The sequence below is a fragment of the Aquabacterium sp. genome, assembly GCF_048860245.1.
Lineage (GTDB): Bacteria > Pseudomonadota > Gammaproteobacteria > Burkholderiales > Burkholderiaceae_C > Aquabacterium.
The window spans coordinates 1-15996 of sequence record NZ_JBLIZW010000110.1; the positions used below are offsets into that span (position 1 = coordinate 1).

A 15996-nucleotide genomic window follows, 5' to 3' on the forward strand; every position below is an offset into this window, starting at 1 on the left:
ATCACCATCGATTGATGGGGCCGCTGGGCAATGTCCCGCCAGCCGAGTTCGAGGCAAACTACCACCAACAACACGCTGGTCAGGCCGTGACCGCCTGACTTAAACCAACTGGCCTCCGCGAAACCCGGGGCGCTTCAGAAAGCAGAAAGCCACTCATGAACGAATGGATCCCCAAAATCAAGAAGGCCGCGTTGGGCGTTCTGGTGATCGCCATCCTTTGGCGCGTCTTCATTGGCAGCGGGTCGACCTTGCTGGTACTGGCCGCCATCACCCTCATGGCCAGCCATGCCTTTGACCGGTGGTCCGCTCGACGGGCGACCATCTCCAACCTGAGCCGACAAGAATGGCAGGAGTACATCCGCCTGAGTGAAGTCAAGCTCCAAGGCCTGCAGGGCAAGCCTGGATGGGAGAGCGATGTTGTCTCTTGGATCATGGCCAAAACGACTGAATATGAACTTTGCAGGGCGAAGCTCATCCTGTCCAAGTTTGACAAGTACGCCCCCGGGTACGCCCACAGCAACCCGTTTGATGACATTGAACTTCCCAAAAACAGCGGAAAGAACCTGGAAGACTGGCTCCGAGAGGGCAATCAGTTGATGCTGTCACAACTGGATTCTTTCAATAAACTGAATCAAGAGCTGGAAGCTGGAAATCATCTCGCGGCTTACAAGTACGAAGACGAAGAAGCGGACACCTATGAGGCGCAATACGCTGTGATCCGGCAAAACATTGATGCGCTGTTTGCGCCCACCATTCAAAAGATCAACGCCAGCCGTTGACCGGAACTTCATCCATGCTGCAACGCCTCTTCAACCTCATCACCGCAGTTTGTGTGGCCGCTTTGGTGGCTGCATGTGGCGGCTCCCCCACCCGCAACGATGACCACGCCACGGTGAATCCCCCGGTCATTGCCACCATCACCAGTGTGCGTCCGCATCAGGCCACCACCCAAACGCCTTCCGGCGTCAACACAGCGGCGGGGGCCGTGGTGGGTGGCTTGCTCGGCAATCAAGTGGGCAAGGGCAAAGGGAAAGTGGCTGCCACCTTGGCCGGCGTGGTCGGTGGTGCCATGGTGGGATCGCAGATCAACCAAAACACCAAGGTCGTGGACATGGAGGAGTTGACACTGGCCATGCCCGACGGGCGGAGCATTCAAGTCGATGTGAACGCAGCGGGCTTTCGCCCCGGACAAAGGGTCCAGCTCATGATGCACGGCAAGCAAGTTGACATCAAAGCGTTGCCATAATTTGCAGCCATGACGTACGCACCTCGGCTCCTCACCCTGACGTTTGCCAGCGTTGCCGCTCTGACCCTCGCCACAGGCTGTGCGGTCAAGAAAAACCAGGCCGGTCACATCGAATTTCGACTGGATGATGCCGAGTTGCTCGGCAAGGTGGTGCAGACCTTTCGGATGCCGGACGGCAGCGAGGCCCGCCTGCGGGTCTTGAACGGGCGCTACTCCATCAAGCTGCAAAAGCAGTTGACCGTGATCCCCATCGACAACGCCGCTCAGGCTGAGGTGAAGTCGGTCCACCAGGTGGGCAACCGTGCGCTGGTGCTGGTGGCCAAATCCACGGCGCAGTGCGGCTATCAAAGTCAACTGGTGGCCATCCAGGACCTGGAGGCCTTGAGCTGGGATTTCGGTGACTGCTTCCACGCCCCTGAAGCACGCACCTATCCAGACAGCGCCACCTTCGACATCCGGCAAGACAACGGCAGCACCACGCGCTTCACGTATCAGGATGGCAAGCTGATGCGCGGCACCTTCCAAGGCACGCCACCCGGCGCACCACCCGCAGGGGCAGCCCCCGTCCCGGCTGGCGCGCCCCGCTACGTGCCGGGCTTACCCAGTGGCGCCGTTGCAGGTGACAAGCCTGCAGCCAGCAAGGTGGCTCCCGCCACGCCGGTCAAAGCGGCCCCGGTGGCCGAGTCCAAGCCGACCTCTACGCCAGCCAAAACCACCAGTGCCCCCCGCAGTGCCCCGGCACCAGCCAAAGCCCTGGACTTCCCCACCCAGGAACAAAAACCTGTCCGCATCATTCTTGACAAATGAGTGCCTCGCCCGCCATGCCCCGCAAGCAGTTGTTCAGCATCATCGGGCTGACGCTGGTTTACCTCTTGTTTGAACTGGCGTTCAACGCACGCCTGCTGGATGTGGTGGGTGGCACCGCCACCCAAGATCAGATCCATCACATCGAGATTTACGGTCGCTCGCTGTCCGGGGCCGCGGTGGGCTTGCTGGTCATGCAGTGGCTGCTTGGGCGGCGCAATGCCTCCAAGAATCAGTCGCCCAGCGGCATGACGATTTTGCTGGCGGTGGCGGCCTCAGGCATCCTGACCTATGGCGTCCTCAAGGTGATCGTGGACACGGCTGTGGCCAACAGCAGTGCCTCATTTCGCCGCGCCAGCCTGAACATCGTGCTGGTGCAAAGGGCCTTGGTGCAGGGCACCGTCGAGCTGGATGGCCTGACCGACGACGCGAAGCTGTTTGCCCAGCCCGCCGGCAAGGCGTTCCTGGCGCAGTTCCCGCTCATGGCCACGTCCATTGATCGACTGGACGAAAAAATCCGCAACGCCAAGCTGACCTTGATCACCACCCAGGTGTCCGAGGCCTTGGGCCAAGCCGGCGGCTTCTACAACAACCAGTATCTGACGGCCGTGAAGGCCACGCAGGAGAAGTGGCAGCGCTACAGCAAGGCCCCTTCGGCGCAAGACCTGGATGGCGAGATCGCCAAGCAGCAAGACAAAGCCTGGTCCGAGTACTTGAATGACTTGGGTCGCCGTGGCTGGACACCCTCGACCGTACCCGGCATGGCGCGCGGGGCAGTCTTGCGAAAGGTGCGGTCGCGGGTTCCCGTGCCATCCAACTGGGATCTGGCCGACGAAGCCACGTTCCGCGACGCGGTGGCCGCCAAGGTGCGCAAACGTGCCGGTGCGGCCACGGGCGGACCCAAGGGGTTGACAGTGCATGGTCAGCGTCTGGCGCCGGGCTTGGGCTGGAATGCGTTTTTCACCCACCCAGGCGTTCAAGCAGAGTTGCGAGACCAGTTGCATCTGCCCGCTGGCGTCAGCCTGCAATCGGCCTACAGCAGTGGCGCCGAGTTCCAGCGTGAAGTCTTCGACCCCATGGTCAAGCGCCTGGCCCAAGATGAGCTGACGCGCTACGACGCCCCGGTCGACGACTTTGCCAATGGTGGCAAGCTGGCTGAGCGAGGGCTGGATGCAGCGCGCCTGGCCCTGGTGCCCCCTTTGGCACTGCTGTTCTCCCTGCTGGGCGCCATGACCCACTTGGGCAAGCTGAGCTACCTGGGCGTCAAGGGTGTACTGGGCTGGAAACCGCATTGGGGCGAGCGCATCACCCATGTGTGGCCCGTGCTGATTGGCGTGGTGGCAATGATCTGGATCACGCTGTCCTGGACAGAAAACGCCGTCACGCAAAGCCGTCTGTACGACTACATGCGCCAGCAGATGCGCGACAGCGCCCAACCCACCGTGACCTCTCAAGCTTGGAAATGGCTGCAGACCAATGGCCTGCATGTCGTGGCGGTCGGTCAGGATCTAGGCTATCCCTTGTTCGAAGGCATCCGCACGCAGGTGCTGGGCGGCATCACTTATGGCTATGAAGAATCTCACCATTAACGCCCCCCGGCGTCTGTCGGCGGCCTTCGCGGTCGCACTGCTCGGACTCACCCAAGCCGGGCTGGCTCATGCGACCTGCCAGGGCATGGTGCTGCATGCACATCGCGGTAGCCCGGATGCCCCCGAAAACGCGCTGAGCGCCATCAAACAGGCCGTGGCCGGTCCGTGGGACGGCGCAGAGACCGACATCCAACAGCTGCGCGACGGCTACTGGGTGATCCACCACGATGCCCAGGTGGGCCGAACCCTGAGCTTGCAGGGGCGCCGTGTGGCGGACCTTGACAGCACCACCTGGAAAGAGATCCGCATGAAGGATCGCAAAGGTCGTGTGACCGCCGAGCGTGCGCCTTTTCTGACCGATGTGGCCAGCGCCGCCAGTGCGTACACCGACAAGGTGCTCAACGTCGAGATCAAGCAAACCAACGCCGACTGCTTGCCCGCACAACAGGCAGTCAGCACCCTGAACCAGAACCTGCCCGCCGGCAACTGGTTTCTCACCTCGATCGATCGTCGGCAGCTGCAATGTGCCCGCCGCATGGATGCCAATGGCTACATGGGCCTCATCGTGCTGGACACGCAGGCCCTGGCACTGTCGAGCGACAACCGCTTTGCCCGCGCCAACGCCGCCCGCCTGAGCGCCCCGATCATTGATCAGGCCTACCTGAGTCGCCTGCAGCAAGAGATTGGCCGCCCCGTCGGCATCCACATCGACATCAACACCCTGACGCACAACCCGGGGCTGCTTCCGCTCGCGCGCCAGATGGCTGTGCCGGTGTTCACCTACTTTCTGGGCAATGACCGAGAACATGCGCAGGCGTTGGCCACCGTGCGCAAGCAAAGTGGCTTGCTGCCCAGCGGCGCCATCATCAACGGTCAACCCGACACCTTCTGCAGCGCACTGGGCTCGCCATGAGTGAAGATCAAACCCTGCCGCCAGGCAAGATCCTGGGCATCGTTGCCGAGCACATCGAACCCGTTACCCGGTTTGATGCCCAAGATCTAAGCGAAGCCAAGCCCGAGACCGCTTTCCAGGTCGAGGTGTCGCTGCAGTTGGATCAGTCTGTGAGCTTTGATACCACCACCACCCACGGCGCCGCCAAGCTGTCGGCTTGGGTGGACAAGGTGCACGGAGAGTCCGCGTTTTGCAGTGAGTTAAGCGATCGCCTCCACAAGGCACAACGTGAAGCACCCCAAGCCATCGCAGCATGGGCACAGGACAACGCCGGCCACTATCGTCGGCTGCTGCCGGCCAACGCGTGCTTCATCTCGGCACCGGGACCCGTCGGTTACGAACACACCTGCACCACCTGCTCGGGCGCGTGTCGCGTCACCTGCCCCTCGTGCTACGGGCGAGGACGAACCGATTGCACCCACTGCTATGGGTCCGGCAAGATCAACTGCTACAGCTGTCACGGCAGCAAGAAGGTGTCGTGTTCAAGCTGCTACGGGCGCGGCAACTGGAGCGAGCAGGTCAGCGAATCCACCTGGAGTCACACGAGCAACAGCTATGTGACCACCTACCGCACCGTGCACCACAACTGCTCGGCGTGCTACGGCAGTGGCCAGACCACCTGCCACAGTTGCGGATACGACGGCAAGATTTCGTGCGGGGTGTGCTCGGGGCAGGGGCACATCAACTGCATGCGCTGCAACACCACCGGTCAGGTGGATTGCAGTGCGTGCCTGGCCAGCGGCATTCAGCATGTGTGGGGAACGGTCAAGGCCACGGTGGCACACGACGAGCAACTGAGCATTGCCACGGACAACGCCACCGTTCAGCAGTTGATCGAGACCCGTCTACCCCGGGAAAACTTGCCGGAGTTCGGTGCACTGACCCACGTCGAGCATCGCCCGCAAGGCAGCTGGCTGAGCACACAGCATACCGTTCAGTTGGATGTTCGCGAGGCCAACGTGCAGGCCAGTGGCGAAACCTTTGTGCTGTACGGCTTTGGGCCGGACGCCAAGGTGTTCAGCTTCGAAAACATCGCCGGCCACATGCTGACCGAGGATCTGGAACGACTGGAAGCCTGCGTGTCCCAAGCGTCCAAGTGGCGTCGGCAAAAGGGCAGCGATTTGCTGGACACCACGGCCGACTTCCTGCGCTCAGAATTGAACTTGCTGCTGGCCGAAAAGGTGGCCGACCACAGCGCATCCCCCGATGCCGCCGCACAAGCGGTGGAAGCGCACTTCACCGGGCTGGTGGACGCCTCCTACGTTAGCCGCGCCACCCAGGCGCTGCGCGGCGCCCTGGCCCGTCTGTATGGCACCGAACTGCTGGAGCCTGCTGCCTCCTTGTGTGGCTTGAGTGCCCTGGCCGCCGGCGTGCAATATGGCTTTGGCTTTCACAACGGCCACGCTGGCGTGGCGGTGCTGACCAGCCTCTTGGGCGGTGCGGTGGCCTGGTTTGGTCTGGAGTGGCTGACCCGCCGCCGGATTGCACGCCGCTTTGAGGCCGATTTCGGCAAGCGGGTGGTGCAGCAGCTCGCCGCCAACGGCAGCATCAAGCGCTGGCGCATGGGGGTGGGGGGCGCGCTCCTGGCGGCCAACGTGCTGGCCATCATGGGCACCAATGCCTTGCCACCGGTGCGCGCTCACAAGCAAGAACTGGCTGCACAGGCGGCCACCGATCAGTTGCTGATCAGCTGGCTGAGCGCCGGTGCCGACGCCGACCTGCGGCAACGCACCTATCCGGACCATGCGCAACTGGTCAAACGCGCAGAAGCCGGTGACCAGCGTGCGCTGGTGGTGCTGGCCTGGCAGCTGTTGCTCGGAACCGGGCAGACCCCCAAAGACGTGGCCGAAGCAGGCAAATGGCTGGACAAAGCACGCAGCGAAACGATGCAAAGCGGACTGTGGCAAACCGCCAAGGCGGTTCAGATCCTGAACCAGGACGCCATGCCGGACGACCTGCGTGCTGCGGCCCAAAAGCTCAACGAGGGCGCGAAGCAAGGCCATGCCGAAGCACGCTACTGGCTGGCCCGCCTGTATCTGGCCGAACACAGCCCGGTGCACGACGCCCGCCAAGGCATCAAGCAACTGACCCAGGCGGCGGACCAGCGCCACGCGCATGCCGCGCTGCTGCTGGGCCAAAAGTACGCCAACGGCAACGGCGTGCCCCGCAACCTCAACCAAGCCCGCCGCTACCTGTTCACGGCATCCGGTGCTGGCTTGGCCGAGGCCAATGAGGTGTTGAATCAGCTGAAGTAAGCCGCTTACTTCGCCAGCTCGGCGCGCATCGCGTCGATCACCGCCTTGTAGTCGGGCTGGCCGAAGATGGCGCTGCCCGCCACGAAGGTGTCTGCCCCGGCATCGGCCACACGGCGAATGTTGTCGACCTTCACGCCACCGTCGATTTCCAGGCGGATATCGCGGCCGGACGCGTCGATGATCTTGCGCACCTTCTCGGCCTTGCGCAGGGTGCTGTCAATGAAGCTCTGACCGCCAAAGCCGGGGTTCACGCTCATCAGCAGCACCACGTCCACCTTGTCGATCACCCACTCCAGCACGTCCACCGGCATGGCGGGGTTGAACACCAGACCCGCCTGGCAGCCCTCAGCCTTGATCAGTTGCAGCGTGCGGTCCACGTGGGTGGAGGCATCAGGGTGGAACGTGATGATGTCGGCGCCCGACTTGGCAAAGGCTTGCGCCAGCGCGTCCACCGGCTGCACCATCAGGTGCACGTCAATCGGCACGGCCGTGCCATCGGCCTTGACGGCGTGCTTGCGCAGGGCCTGACAGACCATGGGCCCGAAGGTCAGGTTGGGGACGTAGTGGTTATCCATCACGTCGAAGTGGATCCAGTCGGCGCCCGCGTCGATGACGTTGCGCACTTCCTCGCCCAGGCGGGCGAAATCGGCAGACAGGATGCTGGGGGCGATGCGGAAGGTGCGTGACATGAGGGGCCTCGTGGAAATCAAGGCACCCATTGTAGAAAAAGACACCCCTACGGGTGGGCGGGTTATGTGAAAGAGCCCACGGAACCCTTCTGCCTAGAATGGGTCCAATGAGCAAAGCTGAGTTCACCTGCACGGTCGTGCCCGCTTATCTGGAGGACCAAAGCCAGCCAGAGCGGCACGAGTATGCGTTCTCGTACACCGTCACCATCGTCAACACCGGCGAGGTGCCCGCACAACTGATCGGCCGGCACTGGCTCATCACCGATGCCACCGGCCACATTGAAGAAGTGCGGGGCCTGGGCGTGGTGGGGCATCAACCCCTGCTGCAACCGGGCGAGCAGTTCGAGTACACCAGCTGGACGCGCCTGAACACGCCGCATGGCGTGATGCACGGCACCTATTTCTGCATGACGGACGACGCCCGCTCATTCGAAGCCCCGATCCCGGCTTTCACCTTGGCGAGGCAGCAGTCCCTTCACTGATGGCGCTGACTTCCCTTCGCAACACCCTGCAACGACAACCCTGGTGGCCCCGGCCCGGCAACGGCTTCGACATCGCCGACTGGCTGGATCAGGCCGATGCGCAAGCGAGCCTGGCGGAACGCCACATCTGGTTGATCCGGCTGGTGGACTGGCTGCGCAGGGGCGAACCCGTCAGTGGCGCGGCCTTCGTCTTGCACCTGATCGGGCAGCAGCCCGAACGACGCGCCCGTGTGGTCGCGCTGCTGGCCACCCTGTGGCGTGATGTGGATGTGGCCGCCTTGCTGGCCGATTACGGCTTTGCCCCGCGCACCAGCTTTCTGAGCGAACTGGGCGAGCGGCTGCGGCGGCGCCTGATGCCGCTGAGCCCCGACACCACGGACCTGGGCACCCTGTTTGACCTGATCTTTGATCATCCGGACGATGCGACATGGGTCGCTGCACTGGATGAGCCCACACTGGATGCTCTGGGCGCGCTGTGGACCGATGCGATGGCGGCCGCCAGCGCCAGCATGCCTGCCGCGAACACCCCGGCGCTGGGATGGCGCGAGCCGTTCTTTGACGCGATGCTGTATCTGGCCACGCAGATTCGGGCCACGGGTTTCTCGCCCGCCTTTCGCTCACGCATGGGTGTGCGTGTGGATGCCGACTTCGATGCCCTGCCAACGTCTGCCGAGCAAATGCATGCAGATGCCAGCGTGCGTCAGGCTTTCCGGCAGTTGGCACGGGTCACGGAACGCCTGCACGAACTGGCGCAAACCCATGCGGCCGCGGCCCCCCATGAATCCTGGCCGCCCGCCGTGCTGCAAGAAGCGCAATACCTGCGTGCCTTGCTGGACGCCTGCGCCCAAGGCGCGCAGGGCCTGCACGGACACCTGGAAGAGCATGGCATTTCGGTGGACCTGGTCTTCCAGATCGACCAATTGTGTGAGCGCTGCCACCGCCTGGCCCGCTTGCTGGACGTCGTGCTGTCCCCGCAACCCGGCGCCGATTTGCGGGGCTTGTTGCTGACCCTGGTGCAGGTGGGCGGAGAGCGCCGCAGCATCCGCAATCTGGTGGCCCAGCACCACTCGCAACTGGCCCGCAAGGTGGCCGAGCGCAGCGCCGAAACCGGCGAACACTACATCACCCGCACACGCGCCGAATACTGGGACATGCTCCAGCGCGCAGCGGGCGGAGGCCTGGTGCTGGCAGGCACCACGTTCATGAAGTTCGCGGTGTTTGCCTTGGGTCTGTCCCCGTTCTGGACAGGACTGGGCGCGGGACTCAACTACGCCGCCAGCTTTGTGCTCGTGCAATGGCTGCATTTCACGGTGGCCACCAAGCAGCCAGCCATGACCGCACCCGCCATGGCCGCCAAGCTGGCCAACACCCGCGACGAGGCCGCCATCGAAGGCTTTGTGGACGAAGTGGCCCATCTGGTGCGCTCTCAGGTGGCGGGCATCGTGGGCAACCTAGCTGTGGTCGCGCCGGTGGTACTGGGCATTCAAGGTCTGGCCTGGTGGCTGAGTGGCCGCCCCCTGATCAGCGAGGCAGAAGCCCATTACGTCTTGCACAGCTTGAGTTTGTGGGGCCCCACCGCCTGGTATGCGGCTTTCACCGGCGTGCTGCTGTTTGCCTCCAGCTTGCTGGCCGGGTGGGCAGAAAACGCCTTCGTGCTTCATCGGCTCGACAGTGCCCTGCGCTGGAACCCGCGTGTGCAGGCCTGGCTGGGCCCGGCGCGCGCAGCACGCTGGGCCGGCTGGTGGCGCGACAACGTATCGGGCCTGGCCGCCAACATCTCGCTGGGTCTGATGTTGGGTCTGGTCCCGATGGTGGCCACCTTCATGGCTTTGCCACTGGATGTTCGCCACGTGACCTTGTCCACCGGGCAGATTGCGGCGGCGGTGGGGACCCTGGGTCCGGCCGTTTGGCATGATCCGGCGCTGTGGTGGTGCGTGGCGGCCATCCCCGTCACGGGCTTGCTGAATGTCGGGGTGAGCTTTGTTCTGGCACTGCGTGTGGCCGTCCGTTCTCGCAATGTGCGGGTGGGCGAGCGCGCCAGACTGTGGGGTGCCATTCGCCATCGCTTGCTGCGCCGCCCTTTGAGTTTTTTCTGGCCCGCGCGCAGCTGACTGACGCGCCCTCGGCACATCCCGCACAATGGCTTTCATGAGTGTTTTGTCGTTCCGTTTGTTTTCTCGCGCCCTGCAGGGGGCGGCCAGTGTGATCGCCGTGGCGAGTTTGGTCGCGTGCAGCACCTCACCACGCCTGGATCGGCCTGCCGCGCCCATTCAGGACAACTCGCGCACCCCCGCCGCTGCCGATGCCACCACGCCCCCGCTCGATCTGAGCCTGGCCTGGCCGCGCGGCAAGGCGCAATGGCTGCCGGCACGCTGGGAAGATCTGCCGGGCTGGGAAGCCGACCGGCTGCAGGAGTGGTGGCCTGCCTTGTGGCGCAGTTGCCAGAAGCCCGCCGCCGGCTGGCAACAGGTCTGCACCGATGTGCGCAAGCTGGGTCCCCAATGGGGTCAGCAAGTGGACGACGGCTTTGTGCGCCAATGGGTGCAAAGTCGTCTGCAACCCTGGCGCGTGGTGTCGGTCGATGGTCGCCCGTCGGGCTTGCTGACCGGCTACTTCGAGCCCCTGCTGGAAGGTCGCCGCCGCCCGGATGATCGCTTCAAATACCCCCTGCACCGCACCCCGCAAGGGCTGGGACAGCGCAAGCCCTTTTTCAGCCGCAGCGAACTGGAAACCTCCCCAGAGGGACAAGCCGCGCTCCGCGGGCGTGAATTGGTCTACCTGGCGGACCCCCTCGATGTGCTGCTGATTCAGGTGCAAGGCTCGGGCCGCATCAAGCTGCAAGACGAAACCACCCCGCAGGGCACGCCACGTGTGGTCCGCCTGGCATTTGGCGGGCACAACGACCAACCTTACATGTCGGTGGCACGCTGGCTGGTGGACCAGGGTGCCTTCCCGTTGGAGCAGGCCTCCTGGCAAACCATCCGCACATGGGCCCAGGCCAATCCGGACCGGGTGCCCGACATGATGCGGGCCAACCCGCGCGTGGTCTTCTTCAAGGAAGAGGCCTTGCCTGATCCTGAGCTGGGTCCGCAAGGCGCCCAAGGCGTGGCCCTGACGCCCGGCCGCTCCATCGCCGTCGACCGAGACAGCGTGCCGCTGGGCACCCCGGTCTGGGTGGACAGCACCAAACCTCAGGCCTGGGCGGCCACGCCACCACCCAGCCAGCCTTTGCAACGGCTGGTCATGGCACAAGACACGGGCGGGGCCATCCTGGGCGCCGTGCGCGCTGACTTCTTCTGGGGCTGGGGGGATGACGCGCTGGCCATGGCAGGGCGCACCAAACAGAGTCTGGCAATGTGGGTCCTGTGGCCCAGTCCACAGCGCCCCTGACCGGCCGCCCTGGTCTGTGAACTAGGACCGGGTTGCCCTGTTCATGCCAGGGTCACTGTCGGTGCAAATGCTGCATATTGCAAGCATCTGGCATCTTGCTGACCCCATGGACACGTTTTTCTGGCTCGACCGCCCGGGCTTTGATCCGCACTTGCTGATGTACGGAGACCACGATCCCTGGCTGGTCGTGCTCTCCGTGGGCTTGGCCATTTTTGCCTCGACCATGGGGCTGCAGGCCGCACAGCATGCGCGCACCCAAGCCGTGTTCCGCCAGCGCATGCTCACCCTGTTGGTGGGCAGCGTGTCGCTGGGGGGCGGCGTGTGGGCCATGCATTTCATCGGGATGCTGGCCTTTCGGCTGTGCACCACCGTCAGCTATGACCCGCTGATCACGGTGCTGTCGATGCTGCCCAGCGTGGGTGCGTCCTGGATCGCCCTGAACCTGTTGACCCATGAGCACATCGACGGTCGCCAGTTGACGATCGCCGGGGTATTGGTGGGCGCGGGCATCGGGGCCATGCATTACACCGGCATGGCGGCGATGCGCCTGGCTCCCCTGCTGCGCTACGACCCGTGGATGTTTGCCCTGTCGATCGTGGTGGCGGTGAGCCTCGCCATCGTGGCCCTGTGGGTGAAATTCGGCTTGGCAGCGCGGTTTCCAAACGCCAGTCCATTGGGTCTGACGGGCATCGCCGGAACGGTCATGGGCTTGGCCATCTCGGGCATGCATTACACGGGGATGGCGGCGGCCCGCTTCATCGGCACCCCCACGTCCACCGAGGAACTCAGCTCGGCCTCGCAGTTGCCCATGGCCTTGTCGATTGCGCTGGCCATGGTGGTGTTCACGGTGATGAGTGCGGCCATCGCCGGTCTGGCACGCTACCGTCAGTTGCTGGCTCAAATGGCGTCCAAGCAGGCCCGCTTGCGCGCCATCACCGAAACGGCCACCGATGGCATCGTGGTCTTTGACCATCTGGGCATCATCCACAAGTTCAACCCCAGCGCCGAGCGCATTTTTGGCCGCGCGGCAGAAGACATGCTGGGGCACAGCATCACCACGGTGATGATCGCGCCGTACAAGCAGATGGCCGAGACCTCGTTCCCGCAGTTTCTGGGGGAGATCGAGCGCGCCATGGGGCAGGAGGTGGAGACCCACTGCATCCACACCGATGGCCGACGCATTCCCCTGCGGCTGGTGATGGGGCGCATGAAGTCCCTCCAAGAGCGCCTGTACGTGGCCTTCCTGACCGACATCAGCGAGCGCAAGCGCATGGAAGAGGCGCTGCGTGACAGTGAGGCGCAATTCCGCTCCCTCATCGGCAACATCCCGGGCATTTCCTACCGCTGCCGTGTCGAACCGGGTTGGCCCATGGTCTACATCAGCAGCGCCACCGAGCGCATCACCGGCTGGCCAGCCTCGGCCTTCATGGGCGCCACGCCCGAGGTGCGCTTCGCCGATCTGGTATCGACAGACGATGTGCGACGCATTGCCGACATCGTCAAGCGTGCGACCGACACCGATCAGCAATTCGTGCTCGAGTTCCAGTTGCGCACCCGCCAGGGTGACCTGCGGTGGATGTGGGGCAACGGCAGCATCGTTCGTGCCAGTGACCAGAGCGTGATGTGGATCGACGGCGTCTTGCTGGACATCACCGAGCGCCGGGAAATGGAAAACGAGCTGGTCGAGGCCAAGAACCGCGCCGAAGCCGCCGCCGTGGCACGCAGCACCTTCCTGGCCAACATGAGCCATGAAATCCGCACCCCCATGAACGCCATCATTGGCTTCACTGAAGTGGTGCTCAACGGGCCGCTGGAAGCAGAACAGCGGCGGCACCTGGAAACCGTGCACAAGTCGGCACGCAGTCTGCTGTACCTGCTCAATGACATCCTGGACACGTCGAAGCTGGACCGTGGTGCGGTCGAGCTGGAAAGCCTGGTCTTTTCCTTGCCGGATCTGATTCAGCAGTTGTGCGCCGAGCAGTCGATTCAGGCGGGACGCAAGAACCTGGTGTTGCGCAGCGATTGCGCGACCTCGGCTGGCGTCGTGCGGGGAGATCCGCATCGGCTGCGCCAGGTTTTGCTGAATCTGGTGGGCAATGCCATCAAGTTCACCGAGCACGGAGAGGTCAGCCTGAGTTGTGAGCGAGAGGGTGACTGGATGCACTTTGCCGTGCAAGACACCGGCATTGGCATCGCCCCCGAGCGCCTGGCCACCATTTTCGAGGCCTTCACCCAGGCCGATGCTTCCATGAGCCGCCGCTTCGGCGGAACGGGCCTGGGCACCACGATTGCCAAACAGCTGACCGAGCTGATGGGCGGCCGCATCTGGGTGGAAAGCCGTCTGGGCCAGGGCAGCACCTTCCATGTGGTCGTACCGCTGCCCGCCTGTGACGCGCCGGTCAACACCTCGATGCGCCCCGAATCGACCGCACTGCAACTGCCCCCCATGCGAATCTTGGTGGTCGATGACGTGCCGCAAAACACCGAACTGTTGTGCGTGGTCCTGGGGCGTCAAGGCCATCACCTGGTGGTGGCACACGATGGCCAGGAAGCGCTGGCACGCTATGCAGAAGGCCCCGTCGACGTGGTGCTGATGGATGTCCAGATGCCCGTGATGGATGGGCTGAGCGCCTGTCGTGCCATTCGCCGCCTGGAGCAGGAACAGGGGCGCCCCCACACACCGGTCATCGCCTTGTCGGCGAGCGTGCAGGAGTCAGACCGGGCTGCTGCCCTGGATGCGGGCATGGATGGCTTTGCGCACAAGCCGCTCGACATGGTCGCGCTGATGCATGAGATCAGCCGTGTCACGGGCATGGCCGGGCACACGATCACGTCCGACGCCCACGCAGGTGCCACGTCGGTCGCCACGCCCTCCATCTGGCTCGACATGCCTCAGGGCTTGGCCCGCTGGGGCGATGCACAGGCTTATCACCGGGCGTTGCAGCAGTTCAGTCAGCAACAGCAGGCCTGGCTCCTGGCACCCGAGCAGGTCGAGCCCCCCGTCCCCCTCGACGCCTTGATCGCGCAAGCCCACCGGCTCAAAGGGGCCGCCAGCAACCTGGGCCTGATCGGTCTGAGCCAGCATGCAGCGGTGCTAGAGCGCTTCACACCCGACACGCCCGCCGCCCTGCGCACGCAAGCCTGGGCCAATCTGCGCGAGGCCATCGAAGCCACCTTGACGGCCTTGGCGGCCGTGACGTCACCCTTGCCCCCTGACGCGGCCACCACACAGGCAGCGTCCCCCGGTCCATCGGCGGCACAACGCCAGGCCTGGGTGACGCAAGCCGAACAACTGCGACAAGGCTTTGTCCGCGGAGAATGCCTGGAGCCGCTGTTCACGCAGTTCTGTCTCGCTGTTCAGCCCCACGTCTCGGGCGCCGTGCTGAACACGCTGGTTCAGGCCAACGATGACTTTGACTTCGACGCCGCGGCACAGGCCCTGGTGTCGCTGCAAGACGCCCTGCGGGCGAAAGGACCGCACGATGTCTGAGACCGATCCCGCCAAGCGCGCCACGCTCTTGATCGTTGACGACGAGCCGACCAACCTCCAGGTCTTGCGCCAGATCCTGCAAGCGGACTACCGGCTGCTGTTTGCGCGAGACGGCCACAAGGCGCTGGAGCTGGCGCGACAGGAGCAACCCAACCTCATCTTGCTGGATGTGATGATGCCCGGCCTCACCGGCCACGCAACCTGTCAGGCCCTCAAGGCCGACCCCAACACCCGCCAGATCCCGGTCATCTTCGTCACCGCGCTGTCCGAGACCGACAACGAAGCACTGGGCTTTGAACTGGGCGCCGTGGACTACCTCATCAAGCCGGTCAGCCCGGCCATCGTCAAGGCACGGGTGCGCAACCACCTCTCGCTGGTGCGCATGGAGGAGCTGCTGCAGTCCCGCATGGAAATCATCGAGCGACTGGGGCGTGCCGCCGAGTACAAAGACAACGAAACCGGTCTGCATGTCATCCGCATGAGCCATTACGCGCAGACCTTGGCGCGCGCCGCCGGATGGTCGGCCGATGCTGCCGAGGAACTGCTGACCGCAGCGCCCATGCACGACATTGGCAAGATCGGCATTCCTGACCAGATCCTGTTGAAGCCCGGACCCCTGAGCGCAGAAGAATGGGCCGTCATGCGCACCCACCCGCAAATCGGCGCCGACATCATCGGGGAGCATCCCTCCAGCCTGCTCAAGCTCGCGCGCGAAATTGCGCTGCACCACCACGAGAAGTGGGACGGCAGCGGCTATCCCTTTGGCTTGCAGGGCGAGGCCATTCCGGCTTCCGCACGCATCGTCGCCATTGCCGATGTGTTCGATGCACTCACCACGGCCCGTCCCTACAAACAGGCCTGGCACGTTGACGACGCCCTGGCACAACTGCAAAAGGACCAGGGGAAACACTTCGACCCCACGCTGGTGGCGCAGTTCATGACCGTCTTGCCCGAGATCCTGGCCACCCGAGTTCGACACCAAAATGCCGATTTCGCGTTTTTGGTGAAGCCGCTTCCATGTGAATCAACGACTTATGCACATTTTTGCGGAAGTTTTGTAGTGGCAACTGCATGAATGCTTTGTAGTGGCGCAATTGGG

Annotated in this window: 12 protein-coding genes; 11 read left to right on the forward strand and 1 reads right to left on the reverse strand. The window is 63.9% G+C overall.

Going from position 1 to position 15996, the window contains the following annotated elements; translation table 11 throughout:
• Positions 1 to 155 precede the first annotated feature (155 nt).
• The 6 genes from ACMV18_RS12445 to ACMV18_RS12470 are packed head-to-tail and all read left to right on the forward strand — an operon-like array spanning position 156 to position 6846.
• Positions 156 to 779: a hypothetical protein gene (locus ACMV18_RS12445; protein ID WP_420818112.1), complete on the forward strand. Its 624-nt coding sequence runs from the start codon at positions 156 to 158 to the stop codon at positions 777 to 779.
• Between the two features lie 14 nt (positions 780 to 793).
• Positions 794 to 1246 carry a glycine zipper 2TM domain-containing protein gene (locus ACMV18_RS12450; protein WP_374258272.1) on the forward strand — a complete coding sequence of 151 codons (453 nt, stop codon included), beginning with the start codon at positions 794 to 796 and terminating at the stop codon, positions 1244 to 1246.
• Positions 1247 to 1255: 9 nt separating this feature from the next.
• The gene (locus ACMV18_RS12455; RefSeq protein WP_420818113.1) at positions 1256 to 2053 is read left to right on the forward strand and encodes a hypothetical protein; all 798 of its coding nucleotides are present in this window, start codon (positions 1256 to 1258) and stop codon (positions 2051 to 2053) included.
• Positions 2050 to 3639 carry a hypothetical protein gene (locus ACMV18_RS12460; protein WP_420818114.1) on the forward strand — a complete coding sequence of 530 codons (1590 nt, stop codon included), beginning with the start codon at positions 2050 to 2052 and terminating at the stop codon, positions 3637 to 3639. Before ACMV18_RS12455 ends, ACMV18_RS12460 begins: the two co-directional genes overlap by 4 nt.
• Positions 3620 to 4552 (forward strand): glycerophosphodiester phosphodiesterase, encoded by a 933-nt coding sequence (locus ACMV18_RS12465; RefSeq protein WP_420818115.1) that lies wholly within the window; start codon positions 3620 to 3622, stop codon positions 4550 to 4552. Before ACMV18_RS12460 ends, ACMV18_RS12465 begins: the two co-directional genes overlap by 20 nt.
• Positions 4549 to 6846, forward strand: a complete 2298-nt coding sequence (locus tag ACMV18_RS12470) for a hypothetical protein (RefSeq protein ID WP_420818116.1) — start codon at positions 4549 to 4551, stop codon at positions 6844 to 6846. Before ACMV18_RS12465 ends, ACMV18_RS12470 begins: the two co-directional genes overlap by 4 nt.
• A 5-nt stretch (positions 6847 to 6851) precedes the next feature.
• On the opposite strand, the gene rpe is transcribed toward ACMV18_RS12470, so the two are convergent.
• The gene (gene rpe / locus ACMV18_RS12475; RefSeq protein WP_420818117.1) at positions 6852 to 7535 is read right to left on the reverse strand and encodes a ribulose-phosphate 3-epimerase; all 684 of its coding nucleotides are present in this window, start codon (positions 7533 to 7535) and stop codon (positions 6852 to 6854) included.
• A gap of 107 nt (positions 7536 to 7642) precedes the next feature.
• On the opposite strand from rpe, the gene apaG reads away from it, so the two are divergent.
• The 5 genes from apaG to ACMV18_RS12500 all read left to right on the forward strand — a co-directional run bounded on the left by apaG (position 7643) and on the right by ACMV18_RS12500 (position 15972).
• Positions 7643 to 8017 (forward strand): Co2+/Mg2+ efflux protein ApaG, encoded by a 375-nt coding sequence (apaG, locus tag ACMV18_RS12480; protein ID WP_420818118.1) that lies wholly within the window; start codon positions 7643 to 7645, stop codon positions 8015 to 8017.
• Positions 8017 to 10128, forward strand: a complete 2112-nt coding sequence (locus ACMV18_RS12485) for a site-specific recombinase (protein WP_420818119.1) — start codon at positions 8017 to 8019, stop codon at positions 10126 to 10128. Before apaG ends, ACMV18_RS12485 begins: the two co-directional genes overlap by 1 nt.
• 37 nt (positions 10129 to 10165) lie before the next feature.
• Positions 10166 to 11407: a murein transglycosylase A gene (locus tag ACMV18_RS12490; RefSeq protein ID WP_420818120.1), complete on the forward strand. Its 1242-nt coding sequence runs from the start codon at positions 10166 to 10168 to the stop codon at positions 11405 to 11407.
• Between the two features lie 106 nt (positions 11408 to 11513).
• Positions 11514 to 14897, forward strand: coding sequence for an MHYT domain-containing protein (locus tag ACMV18_RS12495; RefSeq protein ID WP_420818121.1), 3384 nt, complete (start codon positions 11514 to 11516; stop codon positions 14895 to 14897).
• The gene (locus ACMV18_RS12500) at positions 14890 to 15972 is read left to right on the forward strand and encodes an HD domain-containing phosphohydrolase (protein ID WP_420818122.1); all 1083 of its coding nucleotides are present in this window, start codon (positions 14890 to 14892) and stop codon (positions 15970 to 15972) included. The genes ACMV18_RS12495 and ACMV18_RS12500 overlap by 8 nt, the downstream gene beginning before the upstream one ends.
• The last annotated feature ends 24 nt before the right edge of the window (positions 15973 to 15996 follow it).

Excerpts from the sequence above, each read along its gene's own strand:
- ACMV18_RS12445 (WP_420818112.1), top strand. The coding sequence starts at position 156 with ATGAACGAATGGATCCCCAAAATCAAGAAGGCCGCGTTGGGCGTTCTG.
- ACMV18_RS12450 (WP_374258272.1), top strand. The coding sequence starts at position 794 with ATGCTGCAACGCCTCTTCAACCTCATCACCGCAGTTTGTGTGGCCGCT.
- ACMV18_RS12455 (WP_420818113.1), top strand. The coding sequence starts at position 1,256 with ATGACGTACGCACCTCGGCTCCTCACCCTGACGTTTGCCAGCGTTGCC.
- ACMV18_RS12460 (WP_420818114.1), top strand. The coding sequence starts at position 2,050 with ATGAGTGCCTCGCCCGCCATGCCCCGCAAGCAGTTGTTCAGCATCATC.
- ACMV18_RS12465 (WP_420818115.1), top strand. The coding sequence starts at position 3,620 with ATGAAGAATCTCACCATTAACGCCCCCCGGCGTCTGTCGGCGGCCTTC.
- ACMV18_RS12470 (WP_420818116.1), top strand. The coding sequence starts at position 4,549 with ATGAGTGAAGATCAAACCCTGCCGCCAGGCAAGATCCTGGGCATCGTT.
- rpe (WP_420818117.1), bottom strand. The coding sequence starts at position 7,535 with ATGTCACGCACCTTCCGCATCGCCCCCAGCATCCTGTCTGCCGATTTC.
- apaG (WP_420818118.1), top strand. The coding sequence starts at position 7,643 with ATGAGCAAAGCTGAGTTCACCTGCACGGTCGTGCCCGCTTATCTGGAG.
- ACMV18_RS12485 (WP_420818119.1), top strand. The coding sequence starts at position 8,017 with ATGGCGCTGACTTCCCTTCGCAACACCCTGCAACGACAACCCTGGTGG.
- ACMV18_RS12490 (WP_420818120.1), top strand. The coding sequence starts at position 10,166 with ATGAGTGTTTTGTCGTTCCGTTTGTTTTCTCGCGCCCTGCAGGGGGCG.
- ACMV18_RS12495 (WP_420818121.1), top strand. The coding sequence starts at position 11,514 with ATGGACACGTTTTTCTGGCTCGACCGCCCGGGCTTTGATCCGCACTTG.
- ACMV18_RS12500 (WP_420818122.1), top strand. The coding sequence starts at position 14,890 with ATGTCTGAGACCGATCCCGCCAAGCGCGCCACGCTCTTGATCGTTGAC.